At 61.3% G+C, this 18,680-nt stretch carries 15 protein-coding genes and 1 pseudogene; 10 read left to right on the top strand and 6 right to left on the bottom strand.

The annotated features are described in order from the left end of the window. Window positions 1-318 precede the first annotated feature (318 nt). The 3 genes from CFU_RS13945 to CFU_RS23365 all read left to right on the top strand — a co-directional run bounded on the left by CFU_RS13945 (window position 319) and on the right by CFU_RS23365 (window position 4,350). Window positions 319-3,414, top strand: a complete 3,096-nt coding sequence (locus CFU_RS13945) for an autotransporter domain-containing protein (RefSeq protein ID WP_041742064.1) — start codon at window positions 319-321, stop codon at window positions 3,412-3,414. Window positions 3,415-3,669: 255 nt separating this feature from the next. After that, window positions 3,670-3,885, top strand: a complete 216-nt coding sequence (locus tag CFU_RS13940; protein ID WP_014006681.1) for a hypothetical protein — start codon at window positions 3,670-3,672, stop codon at window positions 3,883-3,885. A gap of 66 nt (window positions 3,886-3,951) precedes the next feature. Further along, a complete protein-coding gene (locus CFU_RS23365) occupies window positions 3,952-4,350 on the top strand; it encodes a transposase (protein WP_190275157.1) in 399 nt (132 codons plus the stop codon). 43 nt (window positions 4,351-4,393) lie between these two features. Here CFU_RS23365 and CFU_RS13930 read toward each other — a convergent pair whose 3' ends face one another. The 5 genes from CFU_RS13930 to CFU_RS13910 form a co-directional block, all read right to left on the bottom strand. Continuing rightward, window positions 4,394-5,140 (bottom strand): aspartate/glutamate racemase family protein, encoded by a 747-nt coding sequence (locus CFU_RS13930; protein ID WP_014006679.1) that lies wholly within the window; start codon window positions 5,138-5,140, stop codon window positions 4,394-4,396. Between the two features lie 62 nt (window positions 5,141-5,202). Then, on the bottom strand, window positions 5,203-6,486 hold the full coding sequence (locus tag CFU_RS13925) for an NAD(P)/FAD-dependent oxidoreductase (RefSeq protein WP_014006678.1): 1,284 nt from the start codon (window positions 6,484-6,486) through the stop codon (window positions 5,203-5,205). Between the two features lie 28 nt (window positions 6,487-6,514). Next, complete coding sequence (locus CFU_RS13920) at window positions 6,515-7,285, bottom strand: amino acid ABC transporter ATP-binding protein (protein WP_014006677.1); 771 nt, start codon at window positions 7,283-7,285, stop codon at window positions 6,515-6,517. 2 nt (window positions 7,286-7,287) lie between these two features. Then, window positions 7,288-7,956 carry an amino acid ABC transporter permease gene (locus tag CFU_RS13915; protein ID WP_014006676.1) on the bottom strand — a complete coding sequence of 223 codons (669 nt, stop codon included), beginning with the start codon at window positions 7,954-7,956 and terminating at the stop codon, window positions 7,288-7,290. Between the two features lie 14 nt (window positions 7,957-7,970). Continuing rightward, a complete protein-coding gene (locus tag CFU_RS13910) occupies window positions 7,971-8,807 on the bottom strand; it encodes a transporter substrate-binding domain-containing protein (RefSeq protein ID WP_041743505.1) in 837 nt (278 codons plus the stop codon). A gap of 417 nt (window positions 8,808-9,224) precedes the next feature. Between CFU_RS13910 and CFU_RS13905 the strand changes: the two genes are divergently transcribed. From CFU_RS13905 to CFU_RS13875, 7 genes and pseudogenes are all read left to right on the top strand, one after another. After that, on the top strand, window positions 9,225-9,839 hold the full coding sequence (locus tag CFU_RS13905; protein ID WP_014006674.1) for a helix-turn-helix domain-containing protein: 615 nt from the start codon (window positions 9,225-9,227) through the stop codon (window positions 9,837-9,839). A gap of 176 nt (window positions 9,840-10,015) precedes the next feature. After that, complete coding sequence (locus CFU_RS13900; RefSeq protein ID WP_041742062.1) at window positions 10,016-11,404, top strand: aminopeptidase P family protein; 1,389 nt, start codon at window positions 10,016-10,018, stop codon at window positions 11,402-11,404. Between the two features lie 110 nt (window positions 11,405-11,514). After that, window positions 11,515-13,123, top strand: a pseudogene (locus tag CFU_RS13895) (ABC transporter substrate-binding protein). Between the two features lie 121 nt (window positions 13,124-13,244). Beyond that, a complete protein-coding gene (locus CFU_RS13890) occupies window positions 13,245-14,255 on the top strand; it encodes an ABC transporter permease subunit (RefSeq protein ID WP_041743501.1) in 1,011 nt (336 codons plus the stop codon). Then, window positions 14,252-15,178, top strand: a complete 927-nt coding sequence (locus CFU_RS13885) for an ABC transporter permease subunit (RefSeq protein ID WP_014006669.1) — start codon at window positions 14,252-14,254, stop codon at window positions 15,176-15,178. The genes CFU_RS13890 and CFU_RS13885 overlap by 4 nt, the downstream gene beginning before the upstream one ends. A 9-nt stretch (window positions 15,179-15,187) precedes the next feature. Beyond that, on the top strand, window positions 15,188-16,237 hold the full coding sequence (dppD, locus tag CFU_RS13880) for a dipeptide ABC transporter ATP-binding protein (protein WP_014006668.1): 1,050 nt from the start codon (window positions 15,188-15,190) through the stop codon (window positions 16,235-16,237). Continuing rightward, complete coding sequence (locus CFU_RS13875; RefSeq protein ID WP_014006666.1) at window positions 16,234-17,238, top strand: peptide ABC transporter ATP-binding protein; 1,005 nt, start codon at window positions 16,234-16,236, stop codon at window positions 17,236-17,238. The genes dppD and CFU_RS13875 overlap by 4 nt, the downstream gene beginning before the upstream one ends. A gap of 7 nt (window positions 17,239-17,245) precedes the next feature. Here CFU_RS13875 and CFU_RS13870 read toward each other — a convergent pair whose 3' ends face one another. Then, window positions 17,246-18,664, bottom strand: coding sequence for a sigma-54 interaction domain-containing protein (locus CFU_RS13870; RefSeq protein WP_014006665.1), 1,419 nt, complete (start codon window positions 18,662-18,664; stop codon window positions 17,246-17,248). Between the last annotated feature and the right edge of the window lie 16 nt (window positions 18,665-18,680).

Below are 18,680 nucleotides of genomic sequence, written 5' to 3'. Positions count from 1 at the left end.
AAAGAAGCATTCATTTCAACTCCCGACATTGCGCCGCCGGTATCAAAGACGTGTCTTGCCGACTCTGGCAATTCCGTGTTTCCGCACATATGCATGACTCCTTATTGATAGTTTAGAAGTGAGCAATCAGTCGCCGCGAAATTCCTCTTGTGGAAGATGTTGCCGGCAGGCCTTGTTAACCTGCCCCGCGAGATAAAAAAAGGGGCCAGGCCTGTTCAGGTTTTTTTGTGAGCCGCAGCGTGGCCCTTTTTTTATTCTGGACGGGCATCTCTAGTGGGGACGTTAAGGCGCTGGAATACACGTGAGGGGATAGAGGGTATGAAATACAAGCTGTTGCTGGCCATTTTAGGGGCGCTGGGCATGGAGGCGGGCGTACACCATGCGTATGCGATGGACATGCATGTGCATGGGAACCAGGTGTTCCTGTCGGGCGACGTGGTGTTTTCGGATGGCTACGTGCTGGCGGACTACCTGGCCCGGCTGCGCGCCCAGGGACGGGTCATCGATACGCTGGTGATGCGCAATTCGAACGGCGGCTCCGTAACCGGCGGTTACGATGTTGGCGACCTGGCGCGGCGCCAGGGCCTGAAGACGGTCTTCTCCGGCTACTGCATCTCGGCCTGCACCATGATGTTTGCGGGCGGCGCGGTGCGCGCCTTTTCGAACCTCGACCAGCCGAATCCTGGCGATATCAACAGCGGCCACTTTCTTGGCATCCATGGCATGACCGGCGGTCACGATAGCTATCTGGATTCCAGCCGGAACACTTCTTTCTACCAGTATTTTCTGAAAGCGATCGCCAATGGCAACCTTGCCGCCACCGACGCCCAGTTGCTGGACGATGCCTTCAGCGACCACGGCAATGCCTATGCCAGGCTGTTCGATCCGGCCGCCGGCAAAACGCCATCCGTATTCTGGTGCCACCCGGACTGCGCCAACCCGAAACAGTACAAGGCCTATCCCAAGGACGATGTCTACAACACCGGCTTCGTCACCCAGCGCACGCCCGAAACGACCGTGGACTCTGTAACCATAACGGGCCAGGCATTGTCTGGCAATATCAATCCGAACTACGCTAACAAGTATGACCCTGCCGCTAAAAAGATAGATACGACGCTGGTCAGCTGGCTGACCAACTGGAATCTGCTGGGAGCCTATTTACCCAAGGGATCTGCCCCCGTCCTGAGCGGCGAGCCCTATCTGATCAACCTGGTTGACCAGGAACGGAGCATATACAACGCAATGAGTCCGGCCGACCGGGTCAAGGCGCTCACGCAGGGCTTGAACGCCGTCTACAACGACCCCAGCCAATATGATCCCGATGAAGCCAAGAGCCAGCGCGCCGATCCGAATTCAGACTACAACAAGGCAATCCGGGCCTTCGTAAAATATAGCGCGACGCCGCTGATCGACACTTCGGGCATATCGACCGGCGATTCTTTTGGTTTCATGACCTTGGTAAACTCCCAATGGACCCTGCCCAAGGGAATCCATACCGCTATGGATGCGCTGGTCATGCAGGACAGCGCCTTGCATCTGCGAGGCGGCATCCTTGACATTCCGGTCAACACATTTTACAGGCGCAGCGCCCTTGAAGGTGAAGGCCAGCTCGGCGAGTCTCAGCTGTGGGCGCGCATGAATTTCATGGATCGCGCCGTCCTGCATCCGACCGGAAAGGGGATCGACTGGAGCGGCAATCCGCGATTGAATGACTATTCGGCGCTGGCCTTCGATATTGCGCCTGGCCAGGCCGGGCAGCCGGCCTTGTTGCGATTCGGTCTTTACAATGGCGGTAGCTATACCTCCATGAGTGCGCTGAGTATCCGTTCCAATACGGCGCAACTTGCCCTGCATATGACTCCCGGCTTTTATCACACGGCTCAATCGTACGCTTTGGTCGGCTATTCTTCCGGCTTCCAGGCACAGCTGCAGGAGGCGGAAAAGAAAGGCCTGGCTCCCGCCAATGTGAACATCGTGGTCAACCGCTTCGCGCACCTGGTGCGCGCCGATGCGCAAGGCCAGCCGGTCGCCGGCTACGATGTCAATCCCGCCACGGACGCCTTTCATCCTTTCGACGATTCCGTGATCAGTTTCCACGTGACCCAGAAGAATGACAGCATTTCACTCAGCGCCGACGAAGCGTTTCTCGGCAAGTCCGCATTCTGCAACCGTGCAGGCTGCGGCCTAGGCAGCGCCCTCAGCTCTGCTTCCCAGCAAAGCGGCTCGGCGCTGGCGCCGCTGCTGGGTGCGCTGCAGTTCTCCACCAACGCCCAGGCGGCGCAGGCCCGGCAACAGATCGAGGGCGCCGGTTATGCCGCCCAGCGGACCGCCTCGCTGTATCTGATCAACGACTTCAGCGCGGCCCTGACCCAGCACTTGCGTTCCACCGACCGCGCCGCCGAACGGCAGGGCACGGCTGCCATCGCCGCAGCGATGCCGCTCAATTCGGGCGCACCTGGCCATGCTGTCGACGCCTCCGGCATGCTCAGCTACCTGGTCGGCAGCGACGACCCAGCTGCGAAACCGGATGCTCCAGCCAGCGACACCAATCTTTGGGGCCGCGTGTTCGGCCACTACGGACACCTGAGCGGACAGGACCAGATGTCGGCCTGGCGACAAGACAGCTCAGGACTGGTGCTGGGCCTGGACCGGCGCGCCGGCGAACGCCTGACCTGGGGCGGCTCGCTCGGTTACGGCACGCTGTCGGTGAACGGCGTCGGCAACGGCTACCGCGGACAAACCAACGCCATCGACGGCCGCCTTTACCTGCGCTACGCAACCGAGCGCCATTACCTGGATGCCTCGGCCGGAGCGACGCATCTGTCGAGCACCGCCACACGCTCGGTTGACTTGAGCATGTCGCGGCTGCCTTTTTCTGCACAAGCCCAGGCGCGCAATACCGGCAACGCCTTGTCGCTGCATGTGGAGCATGGCTGGACCATACAAGACCAGCGAGGATGGGTGTGGCAGCCGATCCTGCCGGCTGTTGATGTGGTGCGCCTGCCGGGCGTCGATTTCCGCGACCAGGCCACGGATCCGGCTATCGCATTGTCGGTGCATGCCGACCAGGTGACCGACACCCGGATCGGCGCCGGGTTGCAGCTGGGCAAGACCTTCACCCTGGCGTCGAAAGAATCGGCCAGTCCCACCAGCTGGACCCCGCATGCGCGGGTCCTGGTGCAACGTGCATTCGGCAACCGCGAGGGATATTTTACGAATCGCTTCGCCAACGCTTCCGAGGCTGGGACATTCGAAGTGCGCGGACCGAGCGTCGGCCCCAACCATCTCCAGTTCAACCTGGGAGTGGTGGCCAGCCACGCCGGGGCCTGGGCTTTCCTGGTCGACTATACCGGCGACATTGCAGCGCACGGCCAGGACCAGGGCCTTGCCGTGGGCGCACGGTACAACTGGTAAGAATGCATGCGAAGGGAAAGATTTGATGACAGCCAGGGCACGGCTCCGCGCAAGCGGTGAGTGCCCGCAGGATCAGTCGGCGAGTGCCTGCACATGAAAAAACCCCGACAACCGGCAGCAATCCCGCCTTACGGCGTCTCCCTTGTTGCGTGGCCGGTGCTTCCCGGCGTTGCGGCGCCAGCACTATGGAACAGGCTTGAGTCGCACGGAAAGTACAGGATTTCCTGAAGTTGTTTTTGCAAAAGGAGACCAACAATGAGTGCATATTCACAGCGGCCGGACCGGCTGGTGCTGGTGACCCAGGCCGCCGCAAACGCCACCGGCAGGCGGTTCTGCGCGCACCATCAAGGCGAGGTGCCCGCCGCCGACGGCGATTTCGTCGAGTGCAACAAGACCCGGCGCTGGATCTGCTATCGCTGCCAGGAAAACCGCCGGCGCCAGCGCGAAGCGGCGGCAACGCGGAATAAATAGGACCGGCGCGAGGCCACCTTCATTATGAAACTGCGAAATGCCCAGTGGGAAAAGCTGGAACCGCTGATGACGGGCAAGGCAGGGGACAGCGGCGCCAGGGCGCACAACAATCGCCTGTTTATCGATGCCATCCTGTGGATTTCGGCCGGGCGCCGCCTCTGGCACGATTTGCCGCTACGATTCGGCAAGTGGAACACTACCTATATGCGTTTTTTGCGCTGGAATAAAAATGCGGTCTGGCGTCGCCTGGCGGCGGAAATGCATGATGACCAGGAGTTGCGCATGATGCTTGAACGCATCGCTGACTTCGGCGAGGAGTGGAGCAAGAGAATTGAGCACAGGTCCCGCAAAACGGACAGCCAGGCAAGTTATGACGCTGCCATGAAGCAGCTCGGCGGCCTCAGGGCGGCACTGCCGGCGGACGATGATTCGACCTTGCATTGGTTGCGGCTGGTGCGCGAGTGAGGTTCATATGCCACGGCACGTCTGCCGGCGGCCAGGCTTGAGATTACAGATAGCCGTGCGCAAAACCAGGCGCCACTGCGCCAGAGTGAAGCAGGTTGACGACGTGATAGATGCCGAAGATAGGAAGTCCGGTGGCGGCTTGCACTGCCGCCGCGTACGGTTGCAGATTGGTGCATTCGAACAGGAACGCGCCCAGGTCAGGCGCTTCGGCCTGCATGGCCAGGCATGTTTCCACCACTTCGCGCCTGACCTGGTCGACATCAAGCGCATGCTCAGGATCGCTGCTTGTGCCCAGGATGGTTCCGAAAGACGGGCGCGATTCCATTCCTTTGATAACCAGCCGCCAGTCCGGTTCGATGCCGGCAGCGCGCAGATGGCTGGCCGACAGGCTATGCGCATCGGCAGTGACCACGCCGATGGTGCGCCTGGGGCCCAGCATGCGCCTCAGCAGCGGGACGAGAAACAGGCTCGAAGTAATGACCGGCACGCTGACAGCCTCGGCAATTTCATCCTGGACTACGGTCAGGAAACCGCAGGTGGTGGTGATGGCGCGCACGCCGTCGTGCTCGAGCTCCTTGGCGGCTTCGATAAATGCCGGCAGCAGCGCGCGGGCCCGATCGGGCGTAGCAACAATCTGTTGCGGTTTTGCTCCCGCCACGACCTTGTAACGCACCGGAAAGTCGAATGTGGTGGCGTTGCCGATATCGCCGGGGATGCGTGGAAACTTCGTATCCAGCACAAGAATGCCGACGCTCTCTCCGTATATGGCGCGTCCGCCGCGAACAATCATGTTTTCTCCCGAGTTTGATGCAAGTTTAAGCCGGATCTGCAGCGGCTGAGAATCCGGCGTTTCTAAAACCGTTTTACCGAGTAGGGCGCCGGATCGACGACCGGCGGCCGGCCGGATATCAGGTCGGCCACCAGCCGTCCGGAAACCGGCGCCGACGCCAGGCCGACATGGCCGTGCCCGAAAGCGTGGAACACGTCCTGACAGCCGGACGCCGGTCCCAGCACCGGCCTGCCATCGGTGGTGGACGGCCGGTGTCCCATCCAGCGCTGGACGGCGGCGCTCCCGATCGATGTCGCTAGCGCCGGATAGGTCGCTGCTGCGTGGCGCAGGAGGGTGTCGGCGCGGCTCCAGTCCGGATCCGCCTGTAACCTGGTCAGCTCTACCTGGCCGGCAATGCGCAGGCCGGACAGCGTCGAGGTATTGCCGGTCTTGGCGTCCGCCGGCATCACCGGCAAGGCCAGCTTGAACGGCGGATTTTCTATGACGACGTGATAGCCGCGCTCGCTTTCCATGATGACATTGTCGCCCACCGACCTGGCCAGCGCCTTGGAATGGATGCCGGCGGCAATCACGGCGCGTTCGCAGGGGAGTGCGCCGCGGTCGGTAAGCACGGCGCGCAAGTGGCCGTTCTGCAGGTCGAACCCGGTCGCCCTGGCTTGATGCAGGGCAGCTCCCTGGCCCAGCGCATGGCGCACCAGCGCTGCCACATAGGCGCCCGGGTCGGCGCAGTTGGCGCCTTGCTGCAGCAGGATGGCGAACTGATACCTGCGGTCCAGTTCAGGAACCAGTTCGCGTATTGCCTGTGCGTCCAGTTCCTTCCAGCTCACCGCATTGTCGCGCCGCAAGCGCCAGCCCAGCGCTTCCGCTTCGAAGGCGGCGCGATCGGGATAGGCATACAGCAGCCCGCGGCTGACGATCAGGCCGGGCACGCCGGCTTCCTGCGCCAGCGCCCGATGGCGCGCGGGCGCATCGCGCAGCAGGGCGGACAACGCGCGCGCCGTGGCTTCGACCCGGGCAACGCTGGCGCCGGCCCAGATGAACCTGGCCAGCCACGGCAGCAGCGACGGCAGGGCGCTCCAGCGGATGGTCAAAGGGCTGTTTTTATCGAACAGATAGCCCGGTAATTTTTTCCACAAGCCAGGCATCGACATCGGCACCACCGAAGCCGGGCTCAGCCATGCCGCGTTGCCGTAGCTGGCGGCCTGCGTGCCGCCCGGCTCGTCTGGATCGAGCAGGGTGACATGGTGGCCGTCGCGCAGCAGTTCGATGGCGCAGGCGGCGCCGACGATGCCGGCGCCGATGACCACCACGCGCAAGGGGGCGGGTCGCTTCTCGATCGGATTCAAGCTGTTTCCTTCAAAGGCGGCGCCATGCTCAGTGGCCGCTGTTCTTGAAGCGCGATAGGAAACTGCGCGTGGCTTCCTGCACAGGATTGTCGATGACGATGGCCGGCGGCCCGGATTCGACCACAACGCCGTCGCGCATGAAAATGACCTGGTCGGCTACCTCTTTGGCAAACGCGATTTCATGCGTCACCAGGATCATGGTCATGCCTTCCGCCGCCAGCGAGCGGATGACGTTCAGCACTTCGCCCACCAGTTCCGGATCCAGCGCGGAAGTGGCTTCGTCGAACAGCATGACATCGGGTTTCATGGCCAGTGCTCTCGCAATCGCGACCCGCTGCTTTTGTCCTCCCGACAGCATGCTTGGATAAGCGTCCGCGCGCTCGCTCAGTCCAACCCGCTGCAGCAAGGCGTCGGCTGCGGCGCGCGCTTCCTGTTTCGGTATCTTCAGCACCGTGACCATGCCTTCCATGACGTTCTGCCGCACCGTCATGTGCGGAAACAGGTTGAAGTGCTGGAACACCATGCCGGTCTTGGAACGGAATTTCGCCAGGTTGCGCGCTTTCGGCAGCGCGGTCTGCTTGCCGTCGAATATGATCGACTGGCCGCCGACATTGACCACGCCGGCGTCCGGGATCGTCAGCAGGTTGATGCAGCGTAGCAGGGTCGACTTGCCGGAACCGGAAGGTCCGATCATCGCCACTACCGAGCCTTTTCCGATCTGCAGGGAAATATCTTTCAGGACGGTGTTATCGCCAAAACATTTTTTAAGGTTGCTGATGGCAATCATTGGGTTGTCCATGGTCAGGCTCCCCGTCCGTCGGACACCTTGACTTCGAGCCGCTTGGCCAGGATTGTCGCCGGCAGCAAGATCGCGAAATACAGGATGGCGATCAGCGAATAGATCTCCAGCGGACGATAGGTGTCGTGGGCAATGATCTGCCCCTGGTAGAGCAGGTCCGGCACCGCCAGCACCGACAGCAGCGACGTGTTCTTCAGCTGCATGATGGATTGGCTGACCAGCGGCGGCGTCATGCGTTTGAACGCTTGCGGCAACACCACGCGCCGCATCAGCTGGAACTGGGTCATGCCCAGCGCCATGCCAGCTTCCGACTGCCCGGGATCGATGGAAATCACGCCGCCGCGGATGATTTCAGAATAGAAGGCGCCGCCGTACAGGGTCAGCGACAGCACTGCCGCCATGCCCGGCGTCAGTTCGATGCCCGTCAGGATCGGCAGCGCATAATAAAACCAGATCAGCTGCACCAGCACCGGCGTGCACCTGAACAATTCGACATAAGCGCGGAATGGTCCGGATATATAAACCTTAGGCGACAGCCGGCACAGCCCGGCGATCAATCCAACCAGCAGTCCCAGTATGACGACGATGACGGTGTAGCCTACCGTGTAGCCAAAACCTGTGAGAATGATGTTCCTGTACTGCCAAAGCGTATGAAAATCCCACTGATACATGCCTGCCTCACAGCTTAAAAGTGAACCTGGGATGGAAATGCTGTCGGCGGCACGCCGACCAGCGTTTGCATATTGGAAATGATGGTGCTTTTCACTTTGCCTGAGGCCCTGGCTTCTTCCAGCCAGGCATTCACCGACTTGGTGAAAGTCTGGTCGGACTGCTTGCGGATGCCGACATTGGTGGGGTTGGTTTCATCGGGGGACGGGAACACGATATGGCCGACGTTCGGCAGCTTGGTCAGCAGGGCGGTTGACAGGAGGATCACCAGCACCTGGCAGTCGACGCGGCCGGATTGCAGCGCCATGGTGGCGGCCGCGGAAGTTTCAAATCGTAATACTGTCGCCTTCGGCAATATCCTGGTGACCAGCTGGTCGTGGCTCGAGCCGACGTCCACCGCGACCTTGACGCTGGGCGAGTTGAGCTGTTCCCAGCGTTCGAAATTGAAGCCCTTCTTGGCGACCACCGTGTTGTAGTTCTGGAAAATCGGCGCGGAAAAATCGACCACTTCGCGCCGCGCCGGCGAGGGCGCCATGCCGAGCTGGCAATCGATCTTGTTGGTTTGCACGTCGAGCACGGCATTGCCCCAGGTGGTTTCCACCCATTCGACGTCGACTTTCAGGTATTTCGCCAGGTCGCGCCCCAGGTCCACCATGAAACCCTTCCATTCGCCGCTTGCCAGGTCCTTGGTGAAATACGGCGAGGCGCCGTTGATGGCCCCCATGCGCAGCTTGCCGGTGCGTTTGATCCTGGCGGCGGTCGATTCCGGTTCCTGGGAAAATACCGGGCCGGCGGCGGCCAGCGAGCCGACAGCAATGGCTTGGGCGATGAAGTTGCGTCGATTGATATGCATGTCTGCCTTCTTGAATGAGGGTTGGCTGGAAAAGGTATAGTTGAAAATACCCGCTTTGAAGTTGAAAGTCATCCGAAAATGCGCCCGCTGCCTCTCATCCTTAAGCAAGATCAAGGCCTGTGGCCAGCGGCATCGGGCTCCGGCCGAGGCGCCAGGTCGGCCTGCCTTCTTTGTTTTGACCATGTACTAAGATAATTTAAAAAAGGTTCTTGACTCAAATTTTAGTGTGACTATAATTTCCGACGCCCGATCGCCGCAGTCGCAGCTGCAATGGACGCTGGGTGCTGACGCTGATTATTAAAAAGTTACTGTTGAATTAACGCCTGGCGTTGTTCGATGTGGAAGCAATAAACAAAGTAACAAATAAGTACCAAATGAGTATTAAATACGACAAGGTACGGGCCGGAGACAGAAACGATGGAAATGCCACAGCTGGGGAGCTCGATCCGTGCGCGGCGTCATGCTGTCAAGAAGACACTGGTGCAAGTCGCGGCCGAAACCGGCTTGACCGCGGGCTTCATTTCGCAGCTTGAGCGCAGCCAGACCAGTCCTTCGATCACTTCGCTGGTGGTGATCGCCAAGGCGCTCGGCGTGACGATTGGCGACCTGATCAAACAACCGGCGCAATTGCGGCCGGATACCTACCGCAGCCAGCGGCAACCCTACTCGGTGGCCAGCGGCCGCGTCAAATACGAACGACTCTCGACGGTATTCCCCGGCAGCCAGGTGCATTCGGTGAAGTTCACCATGCCGGCCGGCTACAAATCGGAATTGGTGTCGCACGAAGGCGATGAAATGATCTTCGTGCTGAGCGGACAGGTCGGCTACACGGTAGGTAAAGACAGCTATGTGCTGAGTGTCGGCGACAGCCTGCATTTCGACGCCAATATCCCGCACAGCATCGAATCGCTGCCGCACGAAAACCAGGTGGCTGAAGTGATCTGGGTCGGCACCGTGGCGCTGTTCGACGGCCCGCAATCGACTGCGTGCCGGGAGCAGGAACAGTTATTACGCGGCACTGAATTTTTTTGAGACGCAGGACAGGTCCGTGGCATGGTTTTTGCACTTACAGAAAACCATATATTGCCCCGGCTGCAGGCGCCAGACACGAAGTCGACAAAGACGTCGGCAATGACAGCGGAATGGAGTGACGATGCACCAACAACCAATCAGACAGATGTTCGATGCGGACCAGGCGCGAGGCCACGATGTTTAAGCCGGCCGTCTACAGCCAGCGCCGGCAGCAGCTGAAACAGCGCTTTTCTTCCGGCCTGCTGCTGTTTCCGGGCAATACCGATGTTTCCATGAACTACCTGCACAACCATTACTGGTTTCGCCAGGATTCATCGTTTTCCTATTTCTTCGGCTTGAACCAGCCTGACCTGGCGGCGCTGATCGATATCGAGGCTGGCAGCGAGACCCTGTTCGGCGATGATCCAAGCCTGGACGACGTGATCTGGGTCGGACCGCAAAGCTCTTTTGCGCAGCGCGCCGAGACGGTGGGCATCAGCGCGGTGCAGCCGCACAAACAGCTGGTCGAGGTGCTGGCAGAGGCGCGCCGCCAAGGCCGCACTATCCACTACTTGCCGCCTTACCGCGGCGAAACCATACTCGAACTGGCCAGCCTGCTCGATTGCACGCCGGAACAATGCAAGTCCGGCGCTTCCGAAAGCCTGATGGCCGCCGTGATCGCCTTGCGCGAAATCAAGGGCGACGAGGAAATCGCGGAAATAGAAAACGCCCTGAGCGTGACGCGCGACATGCACGTCGCCGCCATGCGGCAAGCCAAGGCGGATACCTATGAATACCAGGTGGTGGCGGCGATGGAAGGCATCATGCGCAGCCATGACCTGCAAAACGCTTATCCGATGATTTTTTCCCGCAGCGGCGAGATCCTGCACAACCGCGACCACAAGAACCGCTTGCAGGCAGGCGACCTGGTGGTGAACGATTCCGGCGCGTCCAGCGTCCTCGGCTACGCCAGCGACATCACGCGCACCTTTCCGGTCGGCGGCCGTTTCAGCGAACGCCAGCGCGGCTTGTACGAAATCGTGCTGGCCGCGCAGCAGCTTGCCATCGGCGCCATGCGGCCGGGCGTCTCTTATCTGGAAGTCCACAAGCGGGCTGCCGCCCACATGGTTGCCGCCATGTCCGGGCTCGGATTTTTTAACGGTACGCCGGAGCAGGTGGTGGAGTCCGGCGCCTACGCCATTTGTTTCCCGCATGGCCTGGGGCACCAGATGGGCCTGGACGTGCACGATATGGAAGGCCTGGGCGAAACCCGGGTCGGCTACGATGCCAGCGTCAGCCGCAGCGAACTGTTCGGCCTGCGCAACCTGCGCCTGGCCAAGCCGCTGCAAGCCGGCATGGTGGTGACGGTGGAGCCGGGCATCTATTTCATCCCGGCCCTGATCCAGCGCTGGCAGGCGGAAGCGCGCCACAGTGCGCTGATCAACTACGACAAATTTGTAGAACACATGGATTTCGGCGGCATCCGGATTGAAGACGACGTGCTGGTGACCGAAGCGGGCGCAAGAGTGCTGGGCCCGGCCATTCCCAAAACCTGCGCCGAGATCGAAGCCTTGATGGCGGCCTAGGAGATGACAGAAATCGCAGTAACGGCAGGCGTATTACATTCAAACTTGTGTTCCCCTTGTGAATCGTTGTTAAATGCATCAGTTTCACCATAACCTAAGGAAAGAGACCTATGATGAAAAGAAAATTGATCGCCAAGGCGGCGCTGCTAGCCGTCCTGTGCGCCACTGCCGGTTATGCGGCGGCGGCCAAGACCCTGGTGTTTTGCTCGGAAGGCAGCCCGGAGGGTTTCAATCCGCAGCTGTTCACTACCGGCACCACCTTCGATGCGTCGTCAGTGCCGATGTACAACCGCCTGGTCGAGTTCGAACTGGGCACCACCAAGCCGATTCCGGGCCTGGCGGAATCGTGGACCGTGTCGGATGACGGTCTGACTTACACGTTCAAGCTGCGCAAGGGCGTCAAGTTCCACAGCAGCGCCAAGTTCAAGTCGACCCGCGATTTCAACGCCGATGACGTGCTGTTCTCGTTCAACCGCATGGGCGACGCCAGCCATCCGTTCCACAAGCTGGCCGCCGGCCAGAGCTTCGGCTACTACCTGGACATGGGCATGGACAAGATCATCGACAAGGTGGAAAAAGTCGACGACAACACTGTCGTGTTCAAGCTGAAACATCCGGAAGCGCCGTTCATCGCCGACCTCGGCATGGATTTCGCGTCCATCCTGTCGGCCGAATATGCCGACAACATGAAGAAGGCCGGCACGCCGGAAGTGATCGACCGCGAGCCTATCGGCACCGGACCGTTCCAGTTCGTCTCTTACCAGAAGGACGCCGTGATCCGCTACAAGGCCAATGACGCATTCTGGGGCGGCCGTCCGAAACTGGATAACCTGATCTACGCCATCACCCCTGACGCTTCGGTGCGCTACGCCAAGCTCAAGGCTAACGAGTGCCAGGTAATGGCGTATCCGAAACCGGCCGACATCGAATTGATGAAAGCCGATCCGGCCGTCACCATGATGACCAAGCCGGGCTTGAACATCGGCTACATCTCGTTCAATGTCGAGAAAAAACCGTTCGACAACAAGCTGGTGCGGCAGGCGCTGAACATGGCGGTCGACAAGCAGACCATCCTCAAGACCGTTTACCAGGGCGCCGGCGTCCCGGCCAAGAACCCGATCCCGCCTACGCTGTGGGGCTATAACGACAAGATCAAGGATTACACCTACGATCCGGTCAAGGCCAAGGAATTGCTGGCCAAGGCCGGCTACCCGAACGGCGTCGAAGTCGAGATGTGGTACCTGCCGGTCACCCGTCCCTACAATCCGGACGGCAAGCGCATGGCCGAGCTGATCCAGGCCGACTGGGGCGAAGATCGGCGTCAAGACCAAGCTCACCACCTACGAATGGACCGAGTACCTGAAGCGCAGCAAGCAGGGCGACCAGCACTCGATGATGTTCGGCTGGTCGGGCGACAACGGCGACCCGGACAATTTCTTCGCGCCGCTGTTGGGCTGTGAAGGCGTCAAGGGCGGCGGCAATACCGCGCGCTGGTGCAACAAGGACTACGAAGCGCTGATCCAGAAAGCCAAGCTGACGCCGAAGCAGGACGAACGCGCCAAGCTGTACGAACAGGCCCAGGTGATCCTGCATGAAGAAGCGCCATGGATAGACCTGGCCCACTCGGTGCGTTTCACGCCGGTGCGCAAGGAAGTGATCGGCTTCAAGATGGCTGTGTTCGCGCATCACCACTTCGAGAAGGTTGACCTGGCCAAATAAGTCGTGGCCATGGTTTTGTTCTGATTAAGCCGCTCGCTACGCGCAGTAGGGAGCGGCTTAAATTTACCGCTAGCAATCGACAGCGCTGTTGCTGTCATCTTTCATCGAACAGGTAACGCCAATGTTTGGATTTCTCCTGCGCCGTGTCGGTCTGGTCATCCCGACCTTTCTCGGCATCACGCTGCTGGTGTTTTTACTGATACACCTGATACCTGGCAACGCCGTCGAAGCCATGACCGGCGAGCGCGGCATGGACCCGGCCCGTTATGCGCAAATGGCGCATGACCTGGGACTCGACCAGCCGATCTACATGCAGTACTTCAACTATCTGGGCAACCTGTTCAAGGGCGACCTGGGCATGTCGATCATGACCCATACGTCGGTGCTGAGCGAATTCAAGACGCTGTTCCCGGCGACGCTGGAACTGTCTTTCTGCGCCATACTGTTTGCGCTGATCGTCGGTTTGCCGGCCGGCATACTGGCCGCCCTGAAACGTAACACCGTGCTGGATTATTCCGTGATGGGCGCTTCGCTCACCGGCTATTCGATGCCGGTGTTCTGGTGGGCGCTGCTGCTGATCCTGCTGTTTTCCGTGACCCTGGGCTGGACACCGGTTTCGGGTCGCATCGATATCCTGTTCGACGTACCGCCGGTGACCGGCTTCATGCTGATCGACAGCCTGCTGTCGGACGACAGCGGCGCGTTCAAGTCGGCGCTGTCGCACCTGATCCTTCCTACCATCGCCCTCGGCACCATTCCGCTGGCCGTGATTGCGCGCATGACGCGCTCCGCCATGCTGGAAGTGCTGCGCGAGGACTATGTACGCACCGCGCGCGCCAAAGGGCTGTCGCGGGCGCGGGTGGTGGCGGTGCATGCTCTGCGCAACGCCCTGATTCCGGTGGTGACGGTGGTCGGCCTGCAGGTCGGCACCTTGCTGGCCGGCGCGATCCTGACGGAAACCATCTTTTCCTGGCCCGGCATCGGCAAGTGGCTGGTGGCGGCGATCCAGCGCCGCGATTATCCGGTGGTGCAGGGCGGGATCCTGCTGTCGGCGATCACCATCATCATCGTCAACCTGGCCGTCGACCTGCTGTACGGCGTGATCAATCCACGTATTCGCCATCGCTCATGAACAACGCTACCGTTACGCCTGAAGTCAAACCCGCCGCGCAAATCGCTTCCAGGCCGGCCGCGCCGCCGCATCCGCTGCGCGAATTCTGGGGCTATTTCAGCCAGAACCGCGGCGCCGTCATCGGCCTCGCCATCATCATCGCCATGGTGCTGGCGGCCTTGTTCGCCGACGTCATCGCGCCGCATTCGCCGATCGAGCAGTTCCGCCAGTCGACCCTGGTGCCGCCGGTATGGCAGGCAGGCGGCAGCAGCCAGTTCCTGCTCGGCACCGATCCGGTCGGACGCGACATGCTGTCGCGCCTGATCCACGGCGTGCGCCTGTCGCTGCTGATCGGCCTGGTGTCGATTTCGCTGTCGCTCACCACCGGCGTGCTGCTCGGCCTGCTGGCCGGTTATTTCCGCGGCCTGGTTGAAGTCGCCATCATGCGCCTGATGGATATCATGCTGGCCTTGCCGAGCCTGTTGCTGGCGATCGCGGTGGTCGCCATCCTCGGGCCTGGCCTGATGAACGCGATGTATGCGATTGCCGTGGTGATGCTGCCGCACTACGCGCGGCAGACGCGCGCCGCGGTGATCGGCGAGATGTCGCGCGATTATGTCAGCGCCTCGCGCATCGCCGGCGCCGGCACCTTGCGCATCATGTTCAACTGCGTCCTGCCCAACTGCCTGGCGCCCTTGATCGTGCAAGCCACGCTCGGTTTCTCTTCCGCCATCCTGGATGCGGCCGCGCTCGGTTTCCTCGGCATGGGCGCACAACCGCCGACGCCGGAATGGGGCTCGATGCTGGCCAGCGCCATGGAATTCATCCAGAGCGCCTGGTGGGTGGTGGCTTTCCCCGGCCTGGCGATCCTGATCTCGGTATTGGCGTTCAATTTGATGGGTGACGGCTTGCGCGATGCGCTCGACCCGAAACTGAAACGATAAGGCAGGACTATGGCATTGCTAGACATTAAACAGCTGCGGGTCGAGTTCGGCTCGACGGCAGCGCCGTTCACCGCCGTCGACGGCCTCGACCTGAGCGTCGAAGCCGGTGAAGTGGTCGGCATCGTCGGCGAGTCCGGCTCCGGCAAGAGCGTCACTTCGCTGGCGCTGATGGGACTGATCGACTACCCGGGCCGCGTCAAAGGCGAACGCATGGCGTTCGACGGCCGCGATTTGCTGAAAATGCCGGAAAAGGAAAGGCGCAGCATGCTGGGCAAGGACATCGCGATGATCTTCCAGGATCCGATGACCAGCCTCAACCCGTCCTTTACCGTCGCATACCAGCTGATCGAAACCCTGCGCGTGCACCAGGGCGGCTCCAAGAAAGAATTGCGCGCCAAGGCGCTGGCCCTGCTCAAGCAGGTCGATATCCCCGATCCGGAACGACGCCTGGATGCCTATCCGCATCAATTGTCGGGCGGCATGAGCCAGCGTGTCATGGTGGCGATTGCGATCGCCTGCAACCCGCGCCTGCTGATTGCCGACGAACCGACCACGGCGCTGGACGTCACGGTGCAGGCGCAAATGCTGGAACTGCTGCTGCAGCTGCAGCGCGACCGCGGCATGGCGCTGATGCTGATCACGCATGACCTGAGCGTGGTGGCCCAGACCGCGCAGCGGGTAGTGGTGATGTACGCCGGGCAGGTAGTGGAAACCGGCCGCGTGCCGGATATCTTCAACGCGCCGAAACATCCTTACACCCAGGCGCTGCTGGCGGCGCTGCCCGAGCACAATATCGGCCGCGCACGCCTGCAAACCATTCCCGGTGTGGTGCCCGGCCAGTACGACAGGCCTGCCGGCTGCCTGCTCAGCCCGCGCTGCGCCTACGCGCAAGACCGCTGCCGCCAGGAACGGCCGGAGTTGCTGGGAGCGGCGCAGGAACAGGTGCGCTGCCATTTTCCGCTGGATCTTGCGGGCCAGCCGACTAACGGCTGGTCGGAACTCTCCCGCAAGACAGACGCCAAGACAGCCGACTTAATGCTGAGCAGTGGGGCTGCATGATGATGAATTCGAATATGGAAACAATCGCCAATCCGGTAGTTTTGCTTGAAGCAAAAAACCTGGTCAAGCATTACAGCGTATCGCAGGGCCTGTTCAAGCCGAAGGCCACGGCGCGCGCCCTGGACGGCATCTCGTTCACCTTGCAGCCGGGCAGGACACTGGCAGTAGTGGGCGAATCCGGCTGCGGTAAATCGACTCTGGCGCGCCAGATCACGATGATCGAACCGCCTACCGGCGGCGAGCTGTGGATGGACGGCGCCAATATCGCCGACGCCGACCACGCGACCCTGAAACGGGTACGGCCGCTGGTGCAGATGGTGTTCCAGAATCCCTACGCCAGCCTGAATCCGCGCAAGAAAGTCGGACAGATGCTGGAAGAGCCGCTGATCATCAATACCCGGCTCAGCGGCAAAGAACGCGCCGACAAGGCGCAAGCGATGATGGCCAAGGTTGGCCTGCGGCCCGAGCACTATGGCCGTTATCCACACATGTTCTCCGGCGGCCAGCGCCAGCGGGTGGCGATCGCGCGCGCGCTGATGCTGGATCCGAAAGTGATCGTGGCCGATGAACCTGTTTCCGCGCTCGACGTATCGATCCAGGCGCAGGTGCTGAACCTGCTGATGGACCTGCAGCAAGCCGGCGGCGTGGCCTATCTGTTCATCTCCCACAACCTGTCGGTGGTGGAGCACATCGCTGACGACGTGCTGGTCATGTACCTCGGTAAAACGGTAGAGCATGGCAGCAAAGAACAGGTGTTCAGCCGTCCCTTGCATCCTTACACCAAGGCTTTGCTTGCCAGCACCCCGCGCATCGATCCGGCGCAGCGGCAGCAAAAGATGATGCTGCCGGGAGAGCTGCCGTCGCCGCTGGCGCCGCCGCCGGGCTGCAGTTTCAACAACCGCTGCCCGCATGCGATCGAGCGCTGCCGGCAAGAGGTGCCTGTGCTGCGTCCGTTCGATGACAGGCTGGTGGCTTGCCATCGGCTGGAGGAAATCAGCTGACCGGCATTCAGGAGGCGCTGCGATGCAGCGTGATGTTGTGTTTCTTGAGTTTGTACTGCAGGGTGGCGCGCGGGATGGCGCAACGTCGTGCCACTTCGGACAGGCTGGCGTGCTCCTTGAGCAAACCTATCAGCAGCGTTTTTTCGTAAGATGACATCTGCTCTTCCAGCGACAGGCCGCTGCCTTGGCCTTGCGTGTCCGCCACCGGTTCCGCCGGTGCGTCATGCGACCGGGTATCGGCCGCATCCTCCCCTATCCAGATAGCCTGGAGCTCGTCGCCGGTTTCGCAGAAAATCAGGCTGCGCTGCATGACGTTTTCCAGCATGCGGACATTGCCCGGCCAGCGGCACGCCTGCAGCTGCCGCATGGCGGCAGGGGCGATCCGCTTGACGCGGCCGCCGGCGACGCCACGATGCTTGTGCAGGAATGCTTCCGCCAGCAGCGGGATGTCGCCGCACCGTTCCCTGAGCGGCGGAATCGACAGCTGCCCGATGTTCAGCCGGTACAGCAGATCGGGACGCAGCTTCCTGGCCGCGAGCATTTCCTGTTGCGTTTCGTTGGCGGCGGCGATGACGCGCAGGTCGGCTCGGATTTCCTTGTTGCTGCCGACCCGGCTGAACATGCCATCCTGCAGCACCCGCAGCAGCTTGCCTTGCACCGACCAGGGCAGGGAATTCAATTCATCGAGGAACAGGGTTCCTGAATTCGCCGTTTCGATCAGGCCCTGCCGTTCCTGGGCGCCGGTGAAGGCGCCGCGGGCCGTGCCGAACAGGGTGCTTTCAAACAGGGTTTCCGGAATCGCCGCGCAATTCAGCACAACAAATGGTGACAGCGATGGCGACGGCGCGCCGGCTCTCTGACTGGACTGGTGCAACAGGCGCGCGAAGAGCTCTTTGCCGGTTCCTGTCTCGCCGCACAGCAGCACGTTGACGCCTGCCTTGCCAAGCGCTTCAGCCTGGCGTATCAAGACCTGCATGGCGGGGTCCTGGCTGACGATGCCATGCCGGCATGCCTCCTGTTTGTTTGGCGCGATGGCTGAGGCGCCGTCGTCGCTGCCGGCAGCGGCCAGGTCGCGCGCGATTTCCACGGCGCCGACAACCGCGCCGCGCCGGTTCAGCAACGGCAAGGTGGTATGGATCTGCTGCACCAGCCGGCCTTGCGCATTGATGAAGGCCTGGAAGGCGCCGGTGTAGCGCTTGCCGTGATGCAGGGCTTGCAGCAAGGTGCTGCTTTCCGCATCCATGGCAGGATAAATATCCAGCAATGGATGGCCGACTGCGCGCTCGGCGGGATAGGCGTCTATCTTCGCGCTCTCCTGGTTGTAATAGACATAGTTGCCCTCGCTATCGATGATGGCGACCGGCTGCGGCATCGCGTCGAACAGCTGAGAAAAAATCGCCAGTGCGCTGGCTAGTTCTGTATCCATGGGCGCTCCATGATCG

This window comes from Collimonas fungivorans Ter331, from assembly GCF_000221045.1.
GTDB lineage: Bacteria > Pseudomonadota > Gammaproteobacteria > Burkholderiales > Burkholderiaceae_D > Collimonas > Collimonas fungivorans_A.
Note: the sequence above shows the minus strand (reverse complement) of the source record. Positions and strands in the feature narration are given on the sequence as shown.